Below are 20793 nucleotides of genomic sequence, written 5' to 3'. Positions count from 1 at the left end.
GGGTTTGCGACCCCTGTTGTTTCGTTGTGCATAACATATGGCGCTTGGCTTATTTTATCAACCCGAAGTATTTGCAGTTGATCTTGTCAGTCAACATGCAGAATTTAAAGAAAAATAGCGAAAAATGACCCGTGAAGAATTCGCTTAGCAAAGTTTTTTCTTTTCATGAAAGAATTGCTAAGAAAACTAAACGCGCGGCGCCGGCTTGTCTTTCGCATGGGCCAAGGGCATTATCAGTAACTAAGTTTCCCGGAGGCTGTGGTGATTGAACGCTCATCCGATACCTTGATCGCTTTGCGACGAATTTTACACGCGCTAGAGGGCAATGAGCGCGCCATGGCGCGTGCTTCGGGGCTGACGCAGGCGCAGCTTCTGGTTTTGCACACCCTGCGCCGCAAAGGGCAGGAGATGCCGCGCGATATTTCCCGCGCGCTCGGCGTCGGGCAGGCCACCATCTCTGTGCAGATCGACCGGCTGGAAGCGCGTGGTTTCGTGCGGCGTGAACGCCGTCAGGCAGACCGGCGTGCGGTCTGGGTCATCTTGACAGACGCCGGGCGCGACCTGCTGGACCAGACGCCCGACCCGTTGCACGATCGCTTTACACAGCGGTTTGAACAGCTTGCGCCATGGGAACAAGCCATGCTGCTTGCCGCCACGGAACGGTTGTCCATGTTGTTTGACGCGGAAAACACCATCCCGCTGCCATCAGCCGACACAGCGCCCGACGGCGTGGCGCGTGCCTCCTAACGCGGTTATTGCAGGTAGCGCATCGGGTCCACACTGTCTTGCCCGTTGCGCACTTCAAAATGCAGGAAGCTCGGGTCGCCCGCGGCCACCTTGGCAATTGACTGGCCACGCGTGACGCGTGCGCCTTTTTCGACCGCGAGCGTATCGATATTGGCGTAAACTGTCAGCAGGTTGTCTGCGTGGCTTAGCACTAGGATATTCACGCCCGTCGTTGTCTTGGTGACAGCGGCGACCGTGCCCGCTTGCGCAGCGCGCACATTCGTGCCCGCACTGGCCGCGATCCCGATGCCGTCATTGCGCCCCGGTGCATAGGCGCGAATGATTCGGCCATCGACCGGCATGGCAAAGTTCGTCGTCGTCGCGGGTTCGGTGCGTTCTTGTTCCAGTTGGGGCGAGGGCGGGCGCGATTCTTCGGCCTGCCGGTCGGCTACTTCGGCAGGCGGTTCCGGTTCCGGCATCGGGGTAGAGGCAGAAGGCGGCGGCGGCGTTGGGCTGCCGCTGCCCGGTGGTGTGACCGGTTCTTCTTCCTGAGCGCGCTCCAGTTGCGCCGCGACCGGGATCATCAGCACTTGGCCTTCGCGCACTTCCATTTCCGGGTTCAGGCCATTCCAATCCGCCAAGGCCCGCGGGCTGACGCTATAGAGCCGTGCGATCTGGAACGCGGTTTCGCCGCGTTCCACCCGGTGCTGCGTCGGTTGCGGACCATCGGCGCGCGCGGCGGGTTCCGGCGCATCATCGCCATTTTCGGCGCGCGTGATCGCGGATTCTGCCAGCGTGGTGACGGCAATGTCTTCGCCCGCATCCACCTTGCGTGGCAAGGCAAGCACTTCGCCCCCGCGCAGCGTCGTGTCGGGGGTCAGGGCATTGTGGCGCGCCAATTCGACCGGGTTCAGGCCCAGACGCTCTGCCACGGTTTGCACCGTATCGCCCCCGCGCGCGACGACAACTTGGTAATCCGGGTAGGTAATGATCCCGCGCGCATCCGCCTTTGGACGGTCCGCGCTTGGCTGGCGCGCGGCATCGGCAGTTGAAAACCCGTTGGTTGCGCTGCGCATATCCAGATCGAAATTGCCGCAGGCGGTCAGCGCCAGCAGGGCGGTGGCCGCTGTTATCAAAACCGGGCGTGTCTGTCGCATGTCCCTTTACCCTTCTGCTCTGGCGCCTAGGCCGTTCCGGCTCTTGGCGCGGTCATCCCAGCCCTTCGACCAAGGGCACAAACCGCACGGCGCGCAATTCCTCATACTCGAACCCTGTTTCCTGCCGATGCACCCGGATCAGGTTCTGAACCGTATCCGACTGTCCAACAGGAACCACCATGATACCGCCAATCTTGAGTTGCGCCAAGAGAGGGCCGGGAGGGTCCTCTGCCGCCGCAGTCACGATGATGCGATCAAACGGTGCCTGATCGGGCAACCCATGAGAGCCGTCGCCCACGATGGCGGTAATATTCACAAGCCCCAGCGCATCGAACACGCCTTGGGCCTGTTTTGCCAGCGCGCGATGGCGTTCGACCGTATAGACCCGCCGCGCAAGCTGGCTGAGGATCGCGGCCTGATAGCCAGACCCGGTGCCCACTTCCAGAACCTTGTCGCGCGGCCCGACATCCAGCGCCTCTGTCATCAGCGCGACCACCGACGGCTGGCTAATGGTTTGCCCGCAGGCAATGGGCAGCGGCGTGTCCTCATAGGCGCGTTCGCGGAACAGGCCTGTCAGAAAGGCCGAGCGGTCGATCTTTTCCATCGCCTGCAACACCCGCATATCCGTCACCCCGCGCGATCGCAGCGTGTAGATAAACCGCATCCGCGCTTCCTGCGCGTCGGGCGTCGGGTCGGTTGCGTCACTCATTCCAGTGCCTTTCGCACATCGTCCAGCGCGTCTTCGGCGGTCAGGTCCGCGCGCATGGGCGTGACAGAAATGTAGCCGTCCAGATTGGCCGCCGCATCGGTGCCGGGTGCCGTGGGCATGTGTTGTGGGCCGCCCTTTATCCACAAAAACCGCCGCCCAGAGGGCGACATTTGCGGTTCCACGCCGAAAAACGTGTCCTTGCGGTAGCCTTGCCGCACGACCTTTATGCCCTTGACCGCATCGCGCCCGATGGGCGGGAAATTGACGTTATAGAACAGGCGGTAATCGTCTTGGTCCCAAGGTGCCTTGTCCAGAAGCGCGCGCACCACGGCCTCGCCATGGCCGATGGCGGCGTCGAACGGCGATGCAAGCTCTTCTGTTTCCGGGCCCATGAACTGCGACAGGGCAATTGCGGGCAGGCCTTGCAGGGCCGCTTCCATCGCGCCGCCGACCGTGCCGGAATAGAGCACGTTTTCCGCCGCGTTATTGCCGCGGTTCACGCCCGACAGCACCAGATCGGGGCGCGCGCCTTGCAACACGTCATAAAACCCGGCCAGCACACAATCGGCAGGGCTGCCTTCGGCGGCATAGCGGCGATAATCCAGTTTGCTCAGCAACATCGGGTGGGTGTAGCTAATGCAATGACCCACGCCCGATTGCTCGAATGCAGGCGCGACAACCCAGACCTCGCCTGTCGGTCCGGCAATGCGGGCCGCGATCTCTTCCAGAACTTTCAGACCGGGCGCGTTGATTCCATCGTCATTCGTTACCAGAATTCGCATGATCGCCCCATGGTTGCCTTGTCACTTGCTTAGTGCAGGCCGGGCAGGGCGACAAGGGGTGAGGGGCATTGACCAAACCGGCCGCGCAGCTTATGCGCAACGCCGATGCGGATGGCCGGATGACCGCGGAGGTGCGCCTTCGAGGAAAGTCCGGGCTCCATGAAGCGACGGTGCCGGGTAACGCCCGGCCGGGGCAACCCGAGGGACAGCGCCACAGAGAACAGACCGCCATGCACGCATGGCAAGGGTGAAACGGTGGGGTAAGAGCCCACCGCGGGACGGGCAACCGGACCGGCATGGCAAGCCCCACCGGGAGCAATGCCGAATAGGGACTTCGCGCGGGTCCGGTCCCTTCGGGGATACCGCCGCAGGGCCGCTTCAGCCCGAGGTCCGGGTTGGCAGCTTGACCCCCACGCGCAAGCATGGGGGCAGATGAATGGTCATCCAAGGGGGCGCAAGCCCCCCGGACAGAACCCGGCTTACAGGCCATCCGCATTTTTACGCGCCTTTAACCGCCGCGCTGTAGCGTGCCCCGGAACATTAGGGACGGGCCATCATGCAGCAATTGCCATCCGGTTCATTGGGTCTGGGCGCGCAACCGCTTGGCGGGGTGCGCTGGCGGCTTTCGCCTGCGCGCGCGGTCGAAATCGCGCGTTTTCTGGAATGGGTCTTTGCGCTGGCAGGCTTGGGGCTGGTGGCCATGTCGTTTGGCTTGGCCGCGCTGCCGGTCTTGGCGGCAGCGCCATCGCTGGTGCTTGGCCTGTCGGGGCTGTGGCTGGGAATGCTGCTGACCCGGCCTGACAGCGCCGCCCCCCTTGCGGGCTATGACCGGGTGGACGGGGCGCGGCTCTGGGCGGTTCTGGCGCTGCTGGCGGGGGCCGGATGGTGGGCCTTTCATATGCCGGGCTGTGCGCTTTGGGCGGTCGCGGCAGCTATGGCGGCGCTATGGCGCACAATGCTTGTGCCGCTGTTCCGGGTCGGCACGTGGCACGGGCGTATCAGCTTGCGCATAGTCATCGCCGGTGGCGGGGAAGAAGCGCGCGCCACGCTTGAACATCTGTCCCGGCTGCACGGGCAGGGCGTGCGGGTGCTGGGCCTGTTCGACGACCGGGATGGCGCGCGCTCGCCGCAAATGCAAATGGGTGTCCCAAGGCTTGGCCGCATGGCTGATCTGCCCGATTTCATCGCTCGGCAATCGGTCGATATGGTCATTGTCACCATGCCCCCGCGGGCCGAAGACCGTATCGTGCAAATTCTTGCCCCGCTCTGGGTGCTGCCGGTCGATATTCGGCTGGCGCCGCATGACAGCAAGCTGGGTTTGCGCCCGCGCTCGTATCGCTGGCTGGGCGGGCTGGCGTTGCTCGACCTGTTCGACCGCCCCTTGCGGGGGCGTGATGCGTTGTTCAAACGCGGCTTCGATTTGGTGCTGGGCGGGGTGCTGATGGTGGTGGCCTTGCCGCTGATGGCGCTGATCGCGCTGGCAATCCGGCTGGACAGCCCCGGTCCGATCCTGTTTCGCCAGTTGCGCGAAGGCTATGTCGGCGCGCCCTTCACCGCGCTGAAGTTCCGCAGCCTGCACCACGCGCTGCGCGATGATAGCGCGCGTAACCCCGTAGCGCGCAATGACGCCCGCGTCACGCGTGTTGGCCGCTTTCTGCGCCGCACATCGCTGGATGAGTTGCCGCAATTGTTCAATGTTCTGGCCGGTGACATGTCGCTGGTTGGGCCGCGCCCGCACGCGGTCGGCGCGCGCAGCCATGATCTGGATTTCGCCGCCGTGGCGGCGGGCTACGCCGCGCGGCACAAGGTCAAACCGGGGCTGACCGGGCTGGCGCAGATCCGCGGCTTTCGCGGCGCGGTCACGCGGCCAGAAGATATCCGCCGCCGTCTTGCCAGCGATTTGGATTACATCGACACTTGGTCGCCTTGGCTGGACATGCGCATTCTGGTGCTGACGCTACCCGCCGTTCTAAGCGGTGAAAACGCCTATTAAACCCTGTCGCGCTGAACGCTGTCAGGCTGTGCGTAAAGCTATGTGACCGCAAAACTTTGGCGTGTCGCGCGTGACTGTGAAGGAATGTGGCACGCTCGCATGCAGGCCGCCCGCCGATGCGCTGCCAGAGCGCCCCTGCACGGCGGGCCGCGCCGCAGGTCAGCGAATAATCACGTCATCCGGGCGGGTCAGCCCCAGAACGTCGCGCGCGCGTTCATCCAAGAGGTCAAGGTCCAGATAGTCATCGGACAGCCGCGTGGTTTTGTTTTGAAGCTGCGACAATTCCACCTGCAACCGGTCGCGGCGTTGCATCAGTTCGGCATTCTCTGCCTGCACCTGCACCCTGTTGAACAGCCCGAAGCTGCCCTGCACCGCCGCAAAGGTGAAATACAAGGCCAGCACCAGCGCTGTCCCGAAAAAGAAAAGCGCCCCGATCGCCGGGCGTGTCTTGCGCATTGGGTTGTCCTGCTCGTGCAATGGACGGGTTAGTTATGCTCTGACCCTTACAGTGTCACCATGCCACAAAACATTCCGCGCGGGAATCCCTCAGGACAGGAAAATTCCGATGACCACCATCATCAAGCCCAAGGTCGATACGGCCAGCGCCGCGAAATTTACCAGGACGGCCTTTTGCATCCGGCTGCGCATCGTGGCGTCGTCAAGTGCCTTGCGGCGCAGCCGCATCACATACAGTATGCACCAGACCAGCCCCGCGACGCCGGCCAGTGACAGCACCGCCCCGGCCCAGACGATCATGTCCATGGCTCAGACCTCCAACGCGGCAACGCCGGGCAGGGTCTTGCCTTCCAGCCATTCCAAAAAAGCGCCCCCAGCGGTCGAGACATAGCTGAAGCGTTCCGCCGCACCGGCCTTATTCAGCGCCGCGACCGTATCGCCCCCGCCGGCAACCGAAATCAGCGCGCCGGCTTCTGTCAACTCTGCCGCGGCCCGTGCTGCGGCGTTGGTGGCCATGTCGAAAGGGGCAATCTCGAACGCTCCCAGCGGCCCGTTCCAGACCAGTGTCCGGCATCCGGCGAACAGTTCCTTGATTGCGGCAACGGTGTCGGGCCCGGCATCAAGGATCATCGTATCTGCCGGGCATTGATCGACCGGCAGCGTTTCCGACGCGGCCCCTTCGGCGAATTCGCGCGCCACCACAATGTCGCGTGGCAGGTGGATGGTGCAGCCCGCATCACTTGCCTTGGCCATGATGTCGCGCGCGGTGTCGGTCATGTCGCGCTCTGCCAGCGACGTGCCGATCTCGCGCCCTTGGGCGACCAGAAATGTGTTGGCCATGCCGCCGCCGATGATCAGATGATCGACCCGCCCGATCAGGTTCGACAACAGGTCCAGCTTGGTCGAGACCTTGGCCCCGCCCACCACCGCCGCCACCGGGCGTTCAGGCGTGCCAAGCGCCTTTTCCAGCGCGGTCAATTCGGCCTCCATCAGGCGACCGGCGCAGTTTTCCATCAGCTCTGCCACCCCGGTGGTCGAAGCATGTGCCCGATGCGCAGCCGAAAAGGCATCGTTCACGAAAATATCGCCAAGGGCCGCTATGCCCGCCGCAAGCATTTTGTCATTCTTTTCTTCACCAGCGTGAAAGCGCGTGTTTTCTAGCAACAGCACATCGCCCGCTTCCATGGCCGCGACCGCTTTCTTGGCAGGCATCCCGATGCAATCCTCGGCAAAGCCAACGGGATGGCCCAAGGCCGCTTCCAGCGCGGGCCGGACAAGCGATAGCGACATTTCGGGCACGCGCTGCCCCTTGGGCCGGTCGAAATGCGCCAGCAGCACGACCTTGCCGCCAGCTTCGGTGATGTGGCGGATCGTCGGCAAGATGCGGTCAATCCTGGTGGCATCTGTCACGCGGCCATTGGCCATCGGCACGTTGATATCCACCCGCACAAGTGCCGTGCGGCCTGCGAAAGCGATGTCGTCAAGCGTGTTGAAAGCCATGCTGTCCCCCGGTCTGGTCTGCCGCTATGTGGCGCGAAACCATTGGGCGGGTCAATGGTCGCAGCGCCCGCGAAGGGGCTTTTCCTTGGCCCCTTGCCAGATTAGGTTGCGGGTCAAGCAAACAGACAGGAGCGCCCCATGGCCGAGATCAAAGACCCCGAAAACACGATCCTGATGGAATTGAAGGACGGGACCGTCGTTATCGAATTGCTGGCCGACGTGGCCCCCGGCCATTGCGCCCGGATGAAGGAACTGGCGCGCGCGGGCAAATACGACAATGTTGTATTTCACCGCGTGATCGACGGGTTCATGGCGCAGACCGGCGACGTGGCCAATGGCAATACCGAAGTGAACTACAACCCCGGCCGCTGCGGCACCGGCGGGTCGGACCTGCCGAACCTGAAGGCCGAATTCTCTGGCGTGCCGCATGACCGGGGCACTGTGGGCGCGGCGCGCTCGCAAAACCCCGACAGCGCCAACAGCCAGTTTTTCATCAACTTCAACGACAACCATTTCCTGAACCGGCAATACACGGTCTATGGCCGGGTAATCTCGGGTATGGAGCATGTCGATGCCATCACGCGCGGCGAACCGCCTGCAACCCCGGACAAGATGCTGTCGGTCAAGGTGGCCGCCGATGCGTGACAAGCTGATCTTTGCGGGGTTGTTCGTGGCCGGTCTGGCCATTCTGGGGGCGTCGTGGTGGAACCTGAACGCGGTCAGCGCCCAAACCACCGAAGTGCCCGCCGACCATGACGGCCCCGTGATGGTGATAGAGGTCGCGGGCGAGGCGAATGGCACGCTGCGCATTGCCCTGCGCGATGATCTGGCGCCGAACCATGTTGACCGCATGGTCACGCTGGCTGAAAGCGGCGCCTATGACGGTGTTGTGTTCCATCGGGTGATCGAAGGCTTCATGGCCCAGACCGGCGATGTGGAGCATGGCGGCGCCGATGGAAACCCCCGTTTCTGGGGCATGGGCGGGTCTGACCTGCCCGATCTGGAAGCTGAATTCTCGGACGAGGATTTTGCCCGCGGGGTTGTCGGCATGGCGCGTTCGCAAAGCCCGGACAGCGCGAATAGCCAGTTCTTCATCATGTTCTCGGCCGCGCCGCATCTGAATGGTCAATACACCGTCGTTGGCCAGTTGATGGACGGCTTTGAGGTGCTGGATGCCATCAAGCGCGGCACTGGCGGGAACGGCGCTGTGACCGGCGATCCAGACCGCATGGCGCGTGTGACGATCGAACGCTAAGTCCATGTAATAGAACAAAAAAGGCCGGGCAAATAGCCCGGCCTTTGGCGTTGTGACGGTGTGGCGTCACTCCATCGGTGCGCGCTCGCTCATCAGCGCGTCAATCTGCGCGGCAATTTCCGGGTCGGTGCTTGCGGCTTCACCAATCGCCACATATTCTTCCAAGTTGATGCCATCGGCTTCTTCCACGGCCTGAACGATTGCCTCATTGGCTTCTTCGATCAGCGCCTGCTGTTCCGCTTCATCCTCAATGGTCTGAAGCTGCGCCACGTAGGTGTTGCGCACTTCGTCCACGGCCAGCGCTGCCGTGACGAAGGAATCCATCTTCCCCTCTTCTTGCACCAGGGCGGCCCCATCCGGCTCGGATTGCGCCATGGCGGCAGGCGCGGTTCCAAGTGCCAGTCCAGAAGCGAGCACAGCGGCGGTCAGAGTGGTTTTCAAGGTCATCATCTCTCCTAATCTGCGCGGGTTGGTCCGCGACTACCGAACAGGTAGGGGAGGCGATCACATGATGCAAATTGGGGTGGCAGAAAAATGCCGACTCAGCCCAGCAGCTTCACGCCCCGCCCGATGCCGTCCAATGTCATCGGGACCATACGGCCTTCGAAGATCTGCGAAATCATCTGGGTCGATTGCGTGTAGCGCCAATGTTCTTCCGGCGCGGGGTTGATCCACAGATGGTCTGGCCATTGCGTGCGGGCGCGGTGCAGCCAGACTTGACCGGCTTCTTCGTTCCAATGCTCATTAGCGCCGCCGGGCAGGGCAATTTCATAGGGTGACATGGCCGCATCACCCACGAAAATGCACTTCCAGTCGCTGCCATAGCTGCGCAGCAAATCCCATGTGGGCAGGCGTTCGGTCCAACGCCGCGCATTGTCGCGCCAGACGAATTCGTACAGGCAATTGTGGAAGTAAAAATGTTCCATATGCTTGAATTCGGCACGCGCGGCGCTGAACAGGTCTTCGACTGCCTGCACATGGTCATCCATTGACCCGCCAATATCCAACAGCAGCAGCACCTTGACCGCATTGCGCCGCTCTGGCCGGGTTTTCACGTCCAACCAGCCTTGTTCGGCGGTGGCGCGGATCGTGCCGTCAAGGTCCAGTTCCTGCGCGGCCCCATCGCGCGCCCATTTGCGCAAGCCCTTCAGCGCGACCTTGATGTTGCGCGTCCCCAATTCGCGGTCGCCATCCAGATCGCGGAACTGCCGCTTGTCCCAGACCTTGACAGCGCGGCGGTGGCGCGAGCGGTCTTGACCGATGCGCACGCCTTCGGGGTTGTAGCCATAGGCCCCGAAAGGAGAAGTGCCCGCCGTTCCCACCCATTTATTGCCGCCCTGATGGCGGGCTTTTTGCTCTTCCAGACGTTGCTTCAACGTCTCCATCAGTTTTTCAAAGCCGCCAAGCGCCTTGATCTCGGCCATGTCCTCTGGCGTCAGGGTTTTTTCTGCCAGCTTCTCCAGCCACTCACGCGGCAGGTCCATGGCCTGCACCATCTCGTCAAAGGTGATGGCGTCCACCCCTTCGAAACTTGCGGCAAAGGCGCGGTCAAAGCGGTCCAGATGGCGTTCGTCCTTCACCATGGCCGCGCGGGCCAGATAGTAGAAGCCATCAATGTCATAGGTCGCCAGCCCTGCCAGAACCGCTTCCAGAAAGCCCAAGTATTCGCGTGGGCTGACCGGCACCTGATGGGCGCGCAGCGCTTGGAAGAAGGGCAGGAACATGGGCCTACAGCACCTTTTCGACCCCGATCGTGGCGAACAGGCCCAAAAGCCCGCCAAGGATGACGCCAACACCCGCATATTGCGCGATATCGGCGCGATTGCCGCCCATCTTGCGGGCTTTGCGCCAGCCCAGAACCGCCCCAAGGATCATTCCCGCGATCACGATCATTTTGTGCCTTTCCGTGTCATGGTGCCGCCAGCAATGCGATTTCGTCGCGTCGGGCCGTGGCGGCCTTGTCAGAGCCGAAGCCATACAGCGCGAACGGGGTTGCGTCACGGCGCAATCGTGCGGCCTCGGACGTATTTCCCTGCGCGGCCAGAGCTTGTGCGCGCAGCAGCATCAGCGATGACAGCAGCGCCCCGTTTTCGGCCCGGCGCGCGGCCGTCATGGCGCGCGCGGTCAGGGCTAAAACGGTCGAATACTGCTTGGCCCCAAGGGCTTGTGCGGCAATATGCAGGTCGACATAGGCCTGCGCCTTGGCCCCGTCGGGCAGCGAGCCATATAGCCGCGAGGCTTGCAGCAGCGCCTCGAATGCCTCTGCGCCGCGGGCGGGTGGGGCGAAACGCGCCACCAGAAACAGGCTAAAGGCCAGCCGCGCATCGGCCCAGCCCGCCTCCACGGCAAGCCCAAGCGCGCGCGCCGCCGACCGGTAGCTGGCCGCCGGGCGCGGCGATGACAGCGCGTTCTCGATCGCCTGCACCCAGTCGCGCCCGGTGGGCGACGGGGCGCTGGCCGCCCCGGTTTGCCCGCGCGGGTTCAGCCGGGCCAGAATGGCGGGCAGGCGGCGAGCGACCTCTGCCTTTGCCATGCCCGATTGCAGGGCCGGGTCGTTCCAGACCCGCAGAACCAACATGTCATAGCCGGTCAGCGTGGTCTGGAAATTATCATCATTCCAGACGGTGCCGGCAATGCGATACAGATCGTTCAAGGGGCCAAGGGCCTGCCCGATTTCTTCATGCAGGCAGTCGCGCATTTCTTGCACCGTGGCATCCGCCGGGGCCACAACCAGCACGCGGTCGCGTTCCACAGTTTCCGCCCAGTCCAGCCCCGGACCGCGCAGCGCGGCCCGAAACTCGGTCCAAGAGGTGATGCTTGGCACCACGAAGCAGCTTGCCTCGGGGACCGTGCGGCGCATCGTGGCGCGCGGCACGAATTCGACGGTTATGTTGGCCGGTCCGGTCTGGCGGCGAATGTCCAGCCCGGCTTCGCGGCGCAACCGCGCCAGCAAGCGGTCGGTTTCGGTCGCGGCCAAAGGCGGCGGGCTGCCTGTCAGGCGCAGCGTGACCGGGCCTTCGAAGCGCGACAGTTGTTCAATCTTGCGCCCCGATTCTAGCTGAAAGCCCAGTTCCAGGATATCTTGCACGATCTGGGCGTTGGGCACTTGCGTGGGTTGCGGCTGCGGTGCGCCAAACAGGGCTTGCGAGCTGAGCGCGCGGGTCTGAATGGCCATGTCGGGCGCGGGCCCTTCTTCGGGCAGGGATGCGCAGCCCGCCAGCAAAAGCGCGAATGCCAGCGCGCGCATCATGTCGGACGACTGTATTTGATGAAGGGGGTCAACTGCCCGACCCGGTCGTAAAGCTGCCGCGCTTCGGTATTGAAGTGCTGGGTTGTCCAATAGACGGCAGGGCGTCCGCGTGCATCCGCCAGCCGGTAAACCGCTTCAATCAGCGCCCGCCCCACGCCGGTGCCACGCGCTTCGGGCAGGGTGAACAGGTCTTGCAGATAGGTCACACCCTCGGGCCGCCAGCAATGCGCGTGAAACACGACATGCGCAAGGCCCAGCAACCGGCCCGCATCATCAGCGACCAAGCCGCACATGTCATTTTCGGAGAATAGTGCGGCAAAGGTTGCGTCATAGGTTTCGGGCGGCAGGGCCGTTTCGTAAAAGCTCAGATACCCGTGCCACAGGGCATCCCATTGCGCGCGGTCGGTTTTTTCCAAAGGGCGCAACTGCATCGTTTATCGCCCCTGCCGCCGTGCCATGAAGGCCAGCCGTTCGAACAGATGCACGTCCTGTTCATTTTTCAACAAGGCGCCATGCAACTTGGGCAGCGCGCTAGCTCCGTTGCGGCGCAGATCCTCGGGCGAAAGATCTTCGGCCAAAAGCAGCTTCAGCCAGTCCAGCACTTCCGAAGTGGATGGCTTTTTCTTCAGCCCCGGCGTGTCGCGCAGTTCGAAAAACTGCGTCAGCGCGGTTTCCAGCAAGCGCGGTTTTATGTCAGGAAAATGCACCGCGACGATGGATTTCAGCGCATCCATGTCGGGAAATTGAATGTAGTGAAAGAAGCACCGGCGCAAGAACGCGTCGGGCAGGTCTTTTTCATTGTTCGAAGTGATGATGACGATGGGCCGATGCCGCGCGCGGATCGTTTCGCCCGTCTCGTAAACAAAGAACTGCATCTGGTCGAGTTCCTGCAACAGATCGTTGGGAAACTCGATATCGGCCTTGTCGATTTCATCGATCAGCAGAACGACACGCTCATCCGCTTCGAACGCCTGCCACAGCTTGCCCTTGCGGATGTAGTTCGACACATCTTCTACCCGCGCATCGCCTAACTGGCTGTCGCGCAGGCGCGACACGGCATCGTATTCGTAAAGCCCTTGTTGCGCGCGGGTCGTGGATTTTATGCCCCATTCAATGATCGGCACGCCCAAGCTGGCGGCAATCTGCCGGGCCAGTTCGGTTTTGCCGGTGCCGGGTTCGCCCTTGACCAGCAAAGGGCGCTGAAGCGTGATCGCCGCGTTGACCGCCATGGTCAGGTCGTCGCCTGCGATATAATTGCTGGTGGAAGAAAACCGCATGACTCACCCGTCTGACCACTGTTTGCTGTGAACCTAGCCTGCGTGAAGTGACGCGGCAAGGTCGCGTAACCCCATGGACGGAAAGCGCGTGACAATACCCCCGGCTTGGGGTATCCGGCCCACGAGGGCGCGGAATATGGGTGATGTCATGCACGAAGACCTCAAGACCTATGTTTCCGCAGAGAACGGGAAACAGGTTATGAAAACTGAAATTTTTCTGCCAGAAGACTATCGGCCCGCCGAAGACGAGCCGTTCATGAACGAGCGGCAACTTGAGTACTTCCGCCGCAAGTTATTGGCGTGGAAAGACGACATCATGAAGGGCAGCGCAGAAACGCTGGCGGAATTGGCCCAGAGCAGCCGCGCGATTCCTGATATTGCCGATCGCGCCTCTGAGGAAACGGACCGCGCGCTGGAATTGCGCACCCGTGACCGCCAGCGCAAACTGGTCGCCAAGATAGATGCGGCGCTGCGGCGCATCGAATCCGGCGATTTCGGCTATTGCGAGATGACGGGCGAGCGGATTTCGCTGAAACGTCTGGATGCGCGTCCCATCGCGACCATGACGTTGCAAGCGCAGGAAGCACATGAGCGCAAAGAGCGCGTGCATCGCGACGATTGACCATTTTGCCGCGTTGCGTGGCGATGGCGCTTTGCGCATGATCCAAGACAAGTCGGGGCATCGGGGCGTGAAGCCGCACCGGTGCCCTTGTCGTTGAAAGGGATTGCATGACGCTTGCAGGCAAATCGGTTTTGGTGGTGGGCGGTGGCGTTGGCGGTCTGGCCGCAGCGGTGGCGCTGCGCGACCGTGGTGCATCCGTGACCGTGTTGGAACAAGCGGGAAGCTTTCGAGAGGTCGGCGCGGGCATTCAGATCAGCCCGAACGGGGCACGCGTTTTGCAAGCCCTTGGCGTTCATGTCGAGGCGATGCGCGCACAAGCCGTGACCTTGCGCAATGCGCAGGGCGCTCAGGTCTTGCGCATGGATTTGCCGCAGGGTGGGGCAGGGTTTCATCTTGTGCACCGGGCCGATTGCGTGGCCGGTCTGGCGGCGCGCGTCGATGGTATTGCCACGCGCTTCAATGCGCAGGTCGTGGCGGTCGATCCGGCGGCAGGCAGCGTTACCCTATCGGGAGGCGCGGTCATGACCGCCGATCTGGTGGTCGGTGCGGATGGGCTGCATTCGGTGCTGCGCGTTGCGCTGAACGGGCACGCCACCCCCTTTTTCACGGGCCAAGTTGCGTGGCGCTCGCTGGTGCCCGGCGACCCATCGGACCCGCCCGAAGCGCAGGTCTTCATGGGGCCGGGCCAGCATCTGGTCAGCTATCCGCTGCGCGGCGGCAGTTTGCGCAACATTGTCGCGGTCGAGGAACGCAAGGCCTGGGCCGAAGAGGGCTGGGCCCATCCCGACAGCCCAACCACCCTGCGCCGCGCCTTTGCGGGGTTTGGCGGGCCGGTGCCGGGCTGGCTGGCACAGGTCGATAAGGTGTTTTTATGGGGCCTGTTCCGCCATAGTGTCGCCGCCACTTGGCATTCGGGCCGTGCCGTGCTGCTGGGGGATGCCGCGCATCCCACGTTGCCCTTCATGGCGCAGGGGGCGAATATGGCGCTGGAAGATGCCTATACGCTTGCCCGCGAATTGGATCGCGCGCCCGATCTGCCCACCGGCCTTGCCGCCTACCAGACCGCGCGGCGCAACCGCGTGCAGCGCGTGGTCGAGGCGGCGAATCGCAATGCACGCAACTATCACCTGCGCCCGCCCGTCGCACCGCTGGCCCATATGGCCTTGCGCCTGTCGCAAAAATTTGTGCGCGATGCGCCCTTGCGGCAATTTGGCTGGATTTACGACCATGACGTGACCGAGGGGGCCGCATGACCGCCGATGACATGATGCAACTGGTGTATCTGAGCATCTGGGGCGCCGTTCTGGTCGGCTATTTTCTGGTCGCCCGCACGACCAATCTGGGGACCACCTTGCGCCATGCGGTGCTGTGGGGGTTGATCTTTGTGGGTGTTGCCGCAGGCTATGGGCTGTGGCAGAACATGACCGATCGCGGCCCCAGCGTGACCGGGGATGGCGAAATCGTGTTGCGCGCGGGCAGCGACCGGCATTTCAAGCTGGACCTAAAGGTCAACGGCACGCCGATCACCTTTATTCTGGACACGGGTGCATCCGATATCGTGCTGTCACAGGACGACGCCGCGCGCGTGGGGCTTGACCCGGACAGCCTGCCTTATCTGGGGCAGGCGCGCACCGCCAATGGCACTGTCGGGCTGGCGCGGGTCGAGTTGGCGGAGGTCGTTTTGGCCGAAGGCGGGCTGGAGTTTCGTGACCTAAATGTCCCAGCCTTTGTCAATGAAGGCGAGTTGGACGTGTCGCTTTTGGGCATGGGGTATTTGTCACGCTACGCGCGCATCGCGATAGAGGGCGAGCGGCTGATCTTGCAGCGATAGCGGGCTTCGGCCCTTTTGGCTACGGGCCTGCCTGCAAAATACCCGCCTGCAAAACGCTTGTCTGCACTGGGTTGCGGCGCTAGGACTCTGGCAACCCCGCACAGAGGATACGCGCCATGCCAGACGACCTGATGAACTCCTACATGACCGGCCCAGACGAGCAAGGGCGCTTCGGCATTTATGGCGGGCGCTTCGTGTCGGAAACGCTGATGCCGCTGATCCTGTCGTTGGATGCGGAATATGAACGCGCCAAGACCGATCCCAGTTTCTGGGCCGAGATGGACGATCTGTGGACGCATTATGTGGGCCGCCCTTCTCCCTTGTATTTCGCAGAACGGCTGACCGAATATTGCGGCGGTGCCAAGATCTACCTGAAGCGTGACGAGCTGAACCATACCGGCGCGCATAAGATCAACAATGTGCTGGGTCAGATTCTGCTGGCGCGGCGCATGGGCAAAACACGCATCATTGCCGAAACCGGGGCAGGGCAGCACGGGGTGGCAACCGCCACGGTTTGCGCGCGCTTTGGTTTGCAATGCATCGTCTATATGGGCGCGCATGATGTCGAGCGCCAAGCCCCCAATGTGTTCCGCATGCGCTTGCTGGGGGCCGAAGTGGTGCCCGTGCGCTCTGGCCGCGGCACTTTGAAAGATGCGATGAACGACGCGCTGCGCGACTGGGTGACCAATGTGCATGACACGTTCTATTGCATCGGCACGGTGGCCGGGCCGCACCCTTACCCGGCGATGGTGCGTGATTTCCAGTCGATCATCGGCAAGGAAACCAAGCAACAGATCATGGAACGTGAAGGGCGCCTGCCCGATACGCTGGTTGCGGCCATTGGTGGCGGGTCGAACGCGATGGGGCTGTTCTATCCGTTTTTGGATGACAAGGATGTGGCCATTATCGGGGTCGAGGCCGGCGGGCGCGGTGTGAATGACAAGATGGAGCATTGCGCATCGCTTACCGGGGGGCGGCCCGGCGTGTTGCATGGCAACCGCACCTACCTGTTGCAGGATGACGATGGGCAAATTCTGGAAGGGCATTCGATCAGCGCGGGGCTGGATTATCCGGGCATCGGCCCTGAACATGCCTGGCTGAAGGATGTGGGCCGCGCGGAATATGTCAGCATTACCGATGACGAGGCGCTGGCCGCCTTCCAGACCTGCTGCGCGCAGGAAGGAATCATCCCGGCGCTGGAACCCAGCCATGCGCTGGCCCATGTGCTGAAAATTGCACCCAGCCTGCCTGCGGATCATCTGCTGGTGATGAATATGTGTGGCCGTGGCGATAAGGACATTTTCACGGTTGCCAAGCATCTGGGCTTTGAAATGGGGGCATAAACTTTCGTTTATGCCTAAAATATAAACCTCTGCTTAATAGATAGCGCCTTCGCTTTGCCGTAACCAACCCGTGCCTGAGCGATGATTTTAACGTTCGGGCGATCGTTGATCTAGGTGTTCCGGGGCGCTTTCCCTCGCTCTGTCATTGCAGTGGTTGACTATGTTGTGTGTGTGTGAGTGTCCGTTGCAGGGTCAGTCGAGCCCATTCTACGCGGGGTGAACCTGTGCCCGAGTGCCAGTGTTGGTAAAGAGTGCTATGATTACGACCGCACCCCGGTATTGTTCCGGGGTGCGGTTTTTCATTTGGGGTGGCTTGCTTGCCCCAATCGGAACCGTGCCATGGTCTGTCTAAGACAAGCTTTCATTGCCGCGTGCCTTGCGTTGTGCCTCACAACGCAACCGGCTTTGGCTGTGGATCGGATAACATCGGACATGGTCAGCACGGCACTGGAAGTGCAGGGCTACAAAGTCGAATCCGTCACCCGCACGCTGTTGGGGCGGGTTAGGATCATCGCGTCGCTTGGTCCTGTCTGGCGCGAAATCGTGCTCGATGCGTCCACGGGCCAGATCCTGCGCGATTATGCGGTTGAATTTGCGCCATCCGACCTGCCCAACCCTGAACCGGGCGATATGCCGCGCGGGGGCGAAATGCTCAACTCTCCGAATGATCTGCCGTTACAGAATTGAAAACATCATGCATTTTCAACCATATCGCGACACCGGCGCGCCATTTAGCAGCAGGAGGGATGCGTGAAGCTTAACCTACTAATCTTGCTGATGGTGCTGGTGCAGGCAGTGGGCGCATTGTTCTTCATCGGGGATATTGCAATGTCGGTGCTGGGTATTCCGCGTCAGCCCATCGACTGGCAAACCCGCGAAATGCTGGAAATCGGCGCGGCAGTCGCGCTGCTGATCGGGTTGGTGCTGTCGGGGGCGTTGCTGATGCAGTCGCAGCGGCGGCTGGGCCGGGCCGAAGCGCAATTGCAGCGCGCCTCTGCCGCGTTCATGGATCTGTTAGAGCAGAATTTCTGCACTTGGGGCCTGACCCCGGCAGAGCGCGATGTCGCGTTCTTCGTGCTAAAGGGGTTTTCAACGCAGGAAATCGCAGGGTTCCGCAAAACATCGGAAGGCACGGTCAAAGCCCAGACCAACGCGATTTACCGCAAGGCCGGGGTCAGCGGTCGTGGCCAGTTGATGAGCCTGTTCATTGACGATCTTATCGCCGACTCGCCGCCATGCTCTGAGAAAGACAAAGATTAAGGCAGGTCAGTCGCATAGCTTTGCAATACCTCGAACGGCACGATCTGAAGCGCGCGTTCATGCGTAGCACGCAACACGATCTGCGGGGCGACACCTTCTGCATGGGCTTGCAGGAAGCGCGCAGCGCATAGGCACCAGCGGTCGCCCGGTTTCAGCCCCGGAAAGGCGAATTCCGGGCGCGGCGTGGACAGGTCATTGCCCAGATATTTCGAATGCGCCAGGAATTCTGCCGTCATCACGGCGCAGACCGTGTGGCTGCCCCGATCCTCTGCGCAGGTGTCGCATGCCCCGTTGCGAAAGAACCCCGTCAGCGGCGCGGTCGAGCACGGGTCCAGCGTGCCGCCCAAGACGTTGACAGAGGGGTGTTTGACGATCGACATGGCATGATCCTTTGCGGCGCTTTCCAACAGATAGTCAGCGCGCGCGGCCTGTCCATGCCTGCGGGTCGGGTGCCTGCCAATCGACCCATGCGCCGTGAAAATCGGCCCGGCCTAGGGCGATTTCCGTGCCCTGTGGCCAAAGCGTCAGCGTCACAAGGGCACCGGGGCCGCTGTCATCTGCTTCCATGGCGACATGTGCCAAGGGTTCATTCGTTTGCAGCCGCGCGCGGGCCATGGCGTCGATGATCTCGCGTTGTTGCGCATCTGTCAGGTATTGCCAGAACAGGCTGTGATACACCATGTGGCAAGCCTGCGGTTGCGGGCGTGACAATCGGTCCGACAGCCATGCCACGGCGCAGCCTTGTTGCACGGGCGGTCTGGCTTCGGCGGCCAGGTCCAGCGCGATGGCCTGACGTTGCAGCCGCGCAACCTGATCGGCCCAGATATAACTTTGCAGCCGGTCCCGGTCCGCGACCGGGTCCAGCGGGTTGCGGTCCACCCCGGCACGGGCGCGAATGACGGGTGTTGCCAGCGGCGGCAGCGTGCCGTGCCACTCCGGCGCAAGGGTAATTGCGGCGTCATCCGGCCCGTAGCGGTGTTCGCCGATCTGAAGCGCGTAGCGGTCCCAGATCAGGTTCAGCCCGGCGCAAGTGCCCAGTTCCGACAATACCAGCGGCAGCCCGAACGCGGCGCTTAGCCAATGCCCGGCAGCGATGAAAACGGCGCTGCGTGCCACCTCGTTGGTTTGCGGCGCGTGGTCCAGAACCGGCAGGATGTCCGTGGCATTCAGGCGCAGCACGGCATCAATGCTGCGCCACAGTTGCGCATCGGCGATATCGTCGCGCGTGTAGAAGCGCGCCAGCATGGCGGCTTGCCGGGTCAGCACAAGGTAATGCAACGCACCGGCCAGTCGCAAGGCCACGGCATCGTCTTCCATACGGTCGGCGGGCCAGCCCAGCAGCCGGTCGGCCACGGCGTGACCGGGGCGCAAATGGTCGGCAATCAGGGCCAGCACCCGCGCCGTATACGGAGAGCCAAGCTGCGCGCAGGCCGCCGCCTGCGCCTTGGCATGATCGCGAAAGTTCATTTGAAGCGGTCCACCAGTTTTTGCAGCGGGCTGCGTGTGTCCTGTGTGGCAGGCGTTTGGGTTGGCGCAGGCTTGGGCATCTGCGCTTCGGGCTTGGATTTGGGGGGTGCCATGCGCAACCCGACCGCGTTGCAAAACCGCGCGCCATCCCCCGACGCCAGCGCAGGCGCGCCGTCGGCCATGCCGCGCATCAGGTCATCCAGCCAGTCTTGATCGGCCTTGGCGAAATCCGACAGCACATAGCCCGCCACCCGGTCCTTGTGGCCGGGATGGCCAATGCCCAGCCGCACGCGGGTATAGTCCGGGCCCAGATGGCCATGGATTGACCGCAACCCGTTATGCCCGGCATGTCCACCGCCTTGCTTGACACGCAGCTTGCCGGGGGCAAGGTCCAATTCGTCATGGAACACTACCAAATCCGCCACATCCAGCTTGTAGAAACGCAAAGCCTCGGCCACGGATTGGCCCGACAGGTTCATGAACGTATGCGGCTTGAGCAGGATGACCTTTTCCGACCCCAGTCGCCCTTCGGTCGTCTCGCCTTGGAACTTGGCGCGCCATGGCGCGAATCCATGCGCATCGGCAATCGCGTCCAGCGCCATAAAGCCGATATTATGCCGGTTGCCCGCGTATTTCGCGCCCGGATTTCCAAGCCCCGCAAAGAGTTTCATAACCGCCTACCTTGTTCGCCCGCGCAGCATAGTCCGGCCCGCGCCCGGTGAAAAGCGCAAGCCGCGCTTGAGGCTGACACACGTGTCTCTTACCTTGGGGAAAAGAGAAAGGATGACGGCATGTATCTGACAATCAACCGCTTCAAGGTGCGACCGGGACAAGAAGACGCGTTCGAGGAAATCTGGCAAAACCGCGAAAGCAAGCTGCCTGAAATGGACGGGTTCGTGGAATTTCACTTGTTCCGCGGGGCATCCGACGACGCGGCGACGATCTACCTGTCGCACACGTTATGGCGCGACAAGGCCGCCTTCGATGCTTGGGCGAAATCGCAGAACTTCCGCGGCTCGCATAAAGGCGTACGCGATCACGGCACGATCTATCTTGGCCCGCCCGAATTAGAGATTTACGATTCGGTCCAGTGCATTCGCGCCAAGAGCGACGAATAGAAAAGGGCGCCTCCTTGCGGGGCGCCCTGTCTATTTATAGCCTGCGC

At 62.4% G+C, this 20793-nt stretch carries 26 protein-coding genes and 1 other RNA gene; 12 read left to right on the top strand and 15 right to left on the bottom strand.

Annotated elements, in window-relative coordinates; genetic code table 11:
• Positions 1 to 336: 336 nt before the first annotated feature.
• A complete protein-coding gene (locus tag AWT76_RS12415) occupies positions 337 to 747 on the top strand; it encodes a MarR family winged helix-turn-helix transcriptional regulator (RefSeq protein WP_082700197.1) in 411 nt (136 codons plus the stop codon).
• Between the two features lie 5 nt (positions 748 to 752).
• Here AWT76_RS12415 and AWT76_RS12410 read toward each other — a convergent pair whose 3' ends face one another.
• Genes AWT76_RS12410 through surE form a run of 3 tightly spaced genes read right to left on the bottom strand, consistent with a single transcriptional unit; the run spans position 753 to position 3374 of the window.
• Positions 753 to 1883, bottom strand: coding sequence for a peptidoglycan DD-metalloendopeptidase family protein (locus AWT76_RS12410; RefSeq protein ID WP_072246615.1), 1131 nt, complete (start codon positions 1881 to 1883; stop codon positions 753 to 755).
• Positions 1884 to 1935: 52 nt separating this feature from the next.
• Positions 1936 to 2592, bottom strand: a complete 657-nt coding sequence (locus AWT76_RS12405) for a protein-L-isoaspartate(D-aspartate) O-methyltransferase (protein ID WP_072246614.1) — start codon at positions 2590 to 2592, stop codon at positions 1936 to 1938.
• A complete protein-coding gene (gene surE, locus AWT76_RS12400; RefSeq protein WP_072246613.1) occupies positions 2589 to 3374 on the bottom strand; it encodes a 5'/3'-nucleotidase SurE in 786 nt (261 codons plus the stop codon). The genes AWT76_RS12405 and surE overlap by 4 nt, the downstream gene beginning before the upstream one ends.
• Positions 3375 to 3481: 107 nt before the next feature.
• Here surE and rnpB point away from each other — a divergent pair.
• Positions 3482 to 3872: RNase P RNA component class A (gene rnpB / locus AWT76_RS12395), an RNA gene on the top strand.
• Positions 3873 to 3930: 58 nt separating this feature from the next.
• Positions 3931 to 5367 carry an exopolysaccharide biosynthesis polyprenyl glycosylphosphotransferase gene (locus tag AWT76_RS12390; protein ID WP_072246612.1) on the top strand — a complete coding sequence of 479 codons (1437 nt, stop codon included), beginning with the start codon at positions 3931 to 3933 and terminating at the stop codon, positions 5365 to 5367.
• A 159-nt stretch (positions 5368 to 5526) separates the two neighbouring features.
• Here the strand turns inward: AWT76_RS12390 and AWT76_RS12385 are convergent, their stop codons facing one another.
• The 3 genes from AWT76_RS12385 to AWT76_RS12375 all read right to left on the bottom strand — a co-directional run bounded on the left by AWT76_RS12385 (position 5527) and on the right by AWT76_RS12375 (position 7323).
• Positions 5527 to 5823 (bottom strand): FtsB family cell division protein, encoded by a 297-nt coding sequence (locus AWT76_RS12385; RefSeq protein WP_072246611.1) that lies wholly within the window; start codon positions 5821 to 5823, stop codon positions 5527 to 5529.
• Positions 5824 to 5913: 90 nt separating this feature from the next.
• Positions 5914 to 6129: a hypothetical protein gene (locus AWT76_RS12380; RefSeq protein WP_072246610.1), complete on the bottom strand. Its 216-nt coding sequence runs from the start codon at positions 6127 to 6129 to the stop codon at positions 5914 to 5916.
• 3 nt (positions 6130 to 6132) lie between these two features.
• Positions 6133 to 7323 (bottom strand): phosphoglycerate kinase, encoded by a 1191-nt coding sequence (locus AWT76_RS12375; protein WP_072246609.1) that lies wholly within the window; start codon positions 7321 to 7323, stop codon positions 6133 to 6135.
• A gap of 138 nt (positions 7324 to 7461) precedes the next feature.
• Between AWT76_RS12375 and AWT76_RS12370 the strand changes: the two genes are divergently transcribed.
• Entirely contained in the window at positions 7462 to 7968 is a 507-nt protein-coding gene (locus AWT76_RS12370; protein WP_072246608.1) for a peptidylprolyl isomerase, read from the top strand.
• Positions 7961 to 8578 carry a peptidylprolyl isomerase gene (locus AWT76_RS12365; RefSeq protein WP_082700196.1) on the top strand — a complete coding sequence of 206 codons (618 nt, stop codon included), beginning with the start codon at positions 7961 to 7963 and terminating at the stop codon, positions 8576 to 8578. The genes AWT76_RS12370 and AWT76_RS12365 overlap by 8 nt, the downstream gene beginning before the upstream one ends.
• A gap of 66 nt (positions 8579 to 8644) precedes the next feature.
• Here AWT76_RS12365 and AWT76_RS12360 read toward each other — a convergent pair whose 3' ends face one another.
• From AWT76_RS12360 to AWT76_RS12340, 6 genes are all read right to left on the bottom strand, one after another.
• The gene (locus AWT76_RS12360) at positions 8645 to 9025 is read right to left on the bottom strand and encodes a DUF4168 domain-containing protein (protein ID WP_176699394.1); all 381 of its coding nucleotides are present in this window, start codon (positions 9023 to 9025) and stop codon (positions 8645 to 8647) included.
• 95 nt (positions 9026 to 9120) lie between these two features.
• Complete coding sequence (locus tag AWT76_RS12355; RefSeq protein WP_072246606.1) at positions 9121 to 10302, bottom strand: vWA domain-containing protein; 1182 nt, start codon at positions 10300 to 10302, stop codon at positions 9121 to 9123.
• A gap of 4 nt (positions 10303 to 10306) precedes the next feature.
• A complete protein-coding gene (locus AWT76_RS17010) occupies positions 10307 to 10471 on the bottom strand; it encodes a hypothetical protein (RefSeq protein WP_176699393.1) in 165 nt (54 codons plus the stop codon).
• A 16-nt stretch (positions 10472 to 10487) separates the two neighbouring features.
• Positions 10488 to 11828 (bottom strand): DUF2927 domain-containing protein, encoded by a 1341-nt coding sequence (locus tag AWT76_RS12350; RefSeq protein WP_082700195.1) that lies wholly within the window; start codon positions 11826 to 11828, stop codon positions 10488 to 10490.
• A complete protein-coding gene (locus AWT76_RS12345) occupies positions 11825 to 12259 on the bottom strand; it encodes a GNAT family N-acetyltransferase (RefSeq protein ID WP_072246605.1) in 435 nt (144 codons plus the stop codon). Before AWT76_RS12345 ends, AWT76_RS12350 begins: the two co-directional genes overlap by 4 nt.
• Positions 12260 to 12262: 3 nt before the next feature.
• Entirely contained in the window at positions 12263 to 13105 is an 843-nt protein-coding gene (locus AWT76_RS12340; protein ID WP_072246604.1) for an AAA family ATPase, read from the bottom strand.
• 199 nt (positions 13106 to 13304) lie between these two features.
• Between AWT76_RS12340 and dksA the strand changes: the two genes are divergently transcribed.
• The 6 genes from dksA (at position 13305) to AWT76_RS12310 (ending at position 18161) form a co-directional block, all read left to right on the top strand.
• Entirely contained in the window at positions 13305 to 13727 is a 423-nt protein-coding gene (gene dksA, locus AWT76_RS12335; RefSeq protein ID WP_072247696.1) for an RNA polymerase-binding protein DksA, read from the top strand.
• Positions 13728 to 13834: 107 nt separating this feature from the next.
• Positions 13835 to 14980, top strand: coding sequence for an FAD-dependent monooxygenase (locus AWT76_RS12330; protein WP_072246603.1), 1146 nt, complete (start codon positions 13835 to 13837; stop codon positions 14978 to 14980).
• On the top strand, positions 14977 to 15558 hold the full coding sequence (locus tag AWT76_RS12325; RefSeq protein WP_072246602.1) for a retropepsin-like aspartic protease family protein: 582 nt from the start codon (positions 14977 to 14979) through the stop codon (positions 15556 to 15558). The genes AWT76_RS12330 and AWT76_RS12325 overlap by 4 nt, the downstream gene beginning before the upstream one ends.
• A gap of 116 nt (positions 15559 to 15674) precedes the next feature.
• On the top strand, positions 15675 to 16901 hold the full coding sequence (gene trpB / locus AWT76_RS12320) for a tryptophan synthase subunit beta (protein ID WP_072246601.1): 1227 nt from the start codon (positions 15675 to 15677) through the stop codon (positions 16899 to 16901).
• Positions 16902 to 17312: 411 nt separating this feature from the next.
• The gene (locus AWT76_RS12315; RefSeq protein WP_141655956.1) at positions 17313 to 17588 is read left to right on the top strand and encodes a hypothetical protein; all 276 of its coding nucleotides are present in this window, start codon (positions 17313 to 17315) and stop codon (positions 17586 to 17588) included.
• Between the two features lie 63 nt (positions 17589 to 17651).
• Positions 17652 to 18161: a helix-turn-helix transcriptional regulator gene (locus AWT76_RS12310; protein WP_245638815.1), complete on the top strand. Its 510-nt coding sequence runs from the start codon at positions 17652 to 17654 to the stop codon at positions 18159 to 18161.
• Here AWT76_RS12310 and AWT76_RS12305 read toward each other — a convergent pair.
• From AWT76_RS12305 to pth, 3 genes are read right to left on the bottom strand one after another with little or no spacing between them, the layout of a single operon-like run.
• A complete protein-coding gene (locus tag AWT76_RS12305; RefSeq protein WP_407071408.1) occupies positions 18158 to 18541 on the bottom strand; it encodes a DUF2237 family protein in 384 nt (127 codons plus the stop codon). The genes AWT76_RS12310 and AWT76_RS12305 overlap by 4 nt on opposite strands.
• A gap of 34 nt (positions 18542 to 18575) precedes the next feature.
• The gene (locus tag AWT76_RS12300; RefSeq protein WP_072246598.1) at positions 18576 to 19628 is read right to left on the bottom strand and encodes a DUF2332 domain-containing protein; all 1053 of its coding nucleotides are present in this window, start codon (positions 19626 to 19628) and stop codon (positions 18576 to 18578) included.
• Entirely contained in the window at positions 19625 to 20299 is a 675-nt protein-coding gene (gene pth, locus AWT76_RS12295) for an aminoacyl-tRNA hydrolase (RefSeq protein WP_072246597.1), read from the bottom strand. Before pth ends, AWT76_RS12300 begins: the two co-directional genes overlap by 4 nt.
• Before the next feature lie 120 nt (positions 20300 to 20419).
• Between pth and hmuQ the strand changes: the two genes are divergently transcribed.
• Positions 20420 to 20746 carry a heme-degrading protein HmuQ gene (gene hmuQ, locus AWT76_RS12290; RefSeq protein WP_072246596.1) on the top strand — a complete coding sequence of 109 codons (327 nt, stop codon included), beginning with the start codon at positions 20420 to 20422 and terminating at the stop codon, positions 20744 to 20746.
• Positions 20747 to 20793: the final 47 nt, after the last annotated feature.

The organism is Roseibaca calidilacus (genome assembly GCF_001517585.1).
GTDB lineage: Bacteria > Pseudomonadota > Alphaproteobacteria > Rhodobacterales > Rhodobacteraceae > Roseinatronobacter > Roseinatronobacter calidilacus.
This window is presented reverse-complemented; position numbering and strand designations above follow the sequence as displayed.

Bases quoted from the DNA above. Each gene is read 5' to 3' on its own strand.
- AWT76_RS12415 (WP_082700197.1), top strand. From the start codon at position 337: ATGGCGCGTGCTTCGGGGCTGACGCAGGCGCAGCTTCTGGTTTTGCAC.
- AWT76_RS12410 (WP_072246615.1), bottom strand. From the start codon at position 1,883: ATGCGACAGACACGCCCGGTTTTGATAACAGCGGCCACCGCCCTGCTG.
- AWT76_RS12405 (WP_072246614.1), bottom strand. From the start codon at position 2,592: ATGAGTGACGCAACCGACCCGACGCCCGACGCGCAGGAAGCGCGGATG.
- surE (WP_072246613.1), bottom strand. From the start codon at position 3,374: ATGCGAATTCTGGTAACGAATGACGATGGAATCAACGCGCCCGGTCTG.
- AWT76_RS12390 (WP_072246612.1), top strand. From the start codon at position 3,931: ATGCAGCAATTGCCATCCGGTTCATTGGGTCTGGGCGCGCAACCGCTT.
- AWT76_RS12385 (WP_072246611.1), bottom strand. From the start codon at position 5,823: ATGCGCAAGACACGCCCGGCGATCGGGGCGCTTTTCTTTTTCGGGACA.
- AWT76_RS12380 (WP_072246610.1), bottom strand. From the start codon at position 6,129: ATGGACATGATCGTCTGGGCCGGGGCGGTGCTGTCACTGGCCGGCGTC.
- AWT76_RS12375 (WP_072246609.1), bottom strand. From the start codon at position 7,323: ATGGCTTTCAACACGCTTGACGACATCGCTTTCGCAGGCCGCACGGCA.
- AWT76_RS12370 (WP_072246608.1), top strand. From the start codon at position 7,462: ATGGCCGAGATCAAAGACCCCGAAAACACGATCCTGATGGAATTGAAG.
- AWT76_RS12365 (WP_082700196.1), top strand. From the start codon at position 7,961: ATGCGTGACAAGCTGATCTTTGCGGGGTTGTTCGTGGCCGGTCTGGCC.
- AWT76_RS12360 (WP_176699394.1), bottom strand. From the start codon at position 9,025: ATGACCTTGAAAACCACTCTGACCGCCGCTGTGCTCGCTTCTGGACTG.
- AWT76_RS12355 (WP_072246606.1), bottom strand. From the start codon at position 10,302: ATGTTCCTGCCCTTCTTCCAAGCGCTGCGCGCCCATCAGGTGCCGGTC.
- AWT76_RS17010 (WP_176699393.1), bottom strand. From the start codon at position 10,471: ATGATCGTGATCGCGGGAATGATCCTTGGGGCGGTTCTGGGCTGGCGC.
- AWT76_RS12350 (WP_082700195.1), bottom strand. From the start codon at position 11,828: ATGATGCGCGCGCTGGCATTCGCGCTTTTGCTGGCGGGCTGCGCATCC.
- AWT76_RS12345 (WP_072246605.1), bottom strand. From the start codon at position 12,259: ATGCAGTTGCGCCCTTTGGAAAAAACCGACCGCGCGCAATGGGATGCC.
- AWT76_RS12340 (WP_072246604.1), bottom strand. From the start codon at position 13,105: ATGCGGTTTTCTTCCACCAGCAATTATATCGCAGGCGACGACCTGACC.
- dksA (WP_072247696.1), top strand. From the start codon at position 13,305: ATGAAAACTGAAATTTTTCTGCCAGAAGACTATCGGCCCGCCGAAGAC.
- AWT76_RS12330 (WP_072246603.1), top strand. From the start codon at position 13,835: ATGACGCTTGCAGGCAAATCGGTTTTGGTGGTGGGCGGTGGCGTTGGC.
- AWT76_RS12325 (WP_072246602.1), top strand. From the start codon at position 14,977: ATGACCGCCGATGACATGATGCAACTGGTGTATCTGAGCATCTGGGGC.
- trpB (WP_072246601.1), top strand. From the start codon at position 15,675: ATGCCAGACGACCTGATGAACTCCTACATGACCGGCCCAGACGAGCAA.
- AWT76_RS12305 (WP_407071408.1), bottom strand. From the start codon at position 18,541: ATGTCGATCGTCAAACACCCCTCTGTCAACGTCTTGGGCGGCACGCTG.
- AWT76_RS12300 (WP_072246598.1), bottom strand. From the start codon at position 19,628: ATGAACTTTCGCGATCATGCCAAGGCGCAGGCGGCGGCCTGCGCGCAG.
- pth (WP_072246597.1), bottom strand. From the start codon at position 20,299: ATGAAACTCTTTGCGGGGCTTGGAAATCCGGGCGCGAAATACGCGGGC.
- hmuQ (WP_072246596.1), top strand. From the start codon at position 20,420: ATGTATCTGACAATCAACCGCTTCAAGGTGCGACCGGGACAAGAAGAC.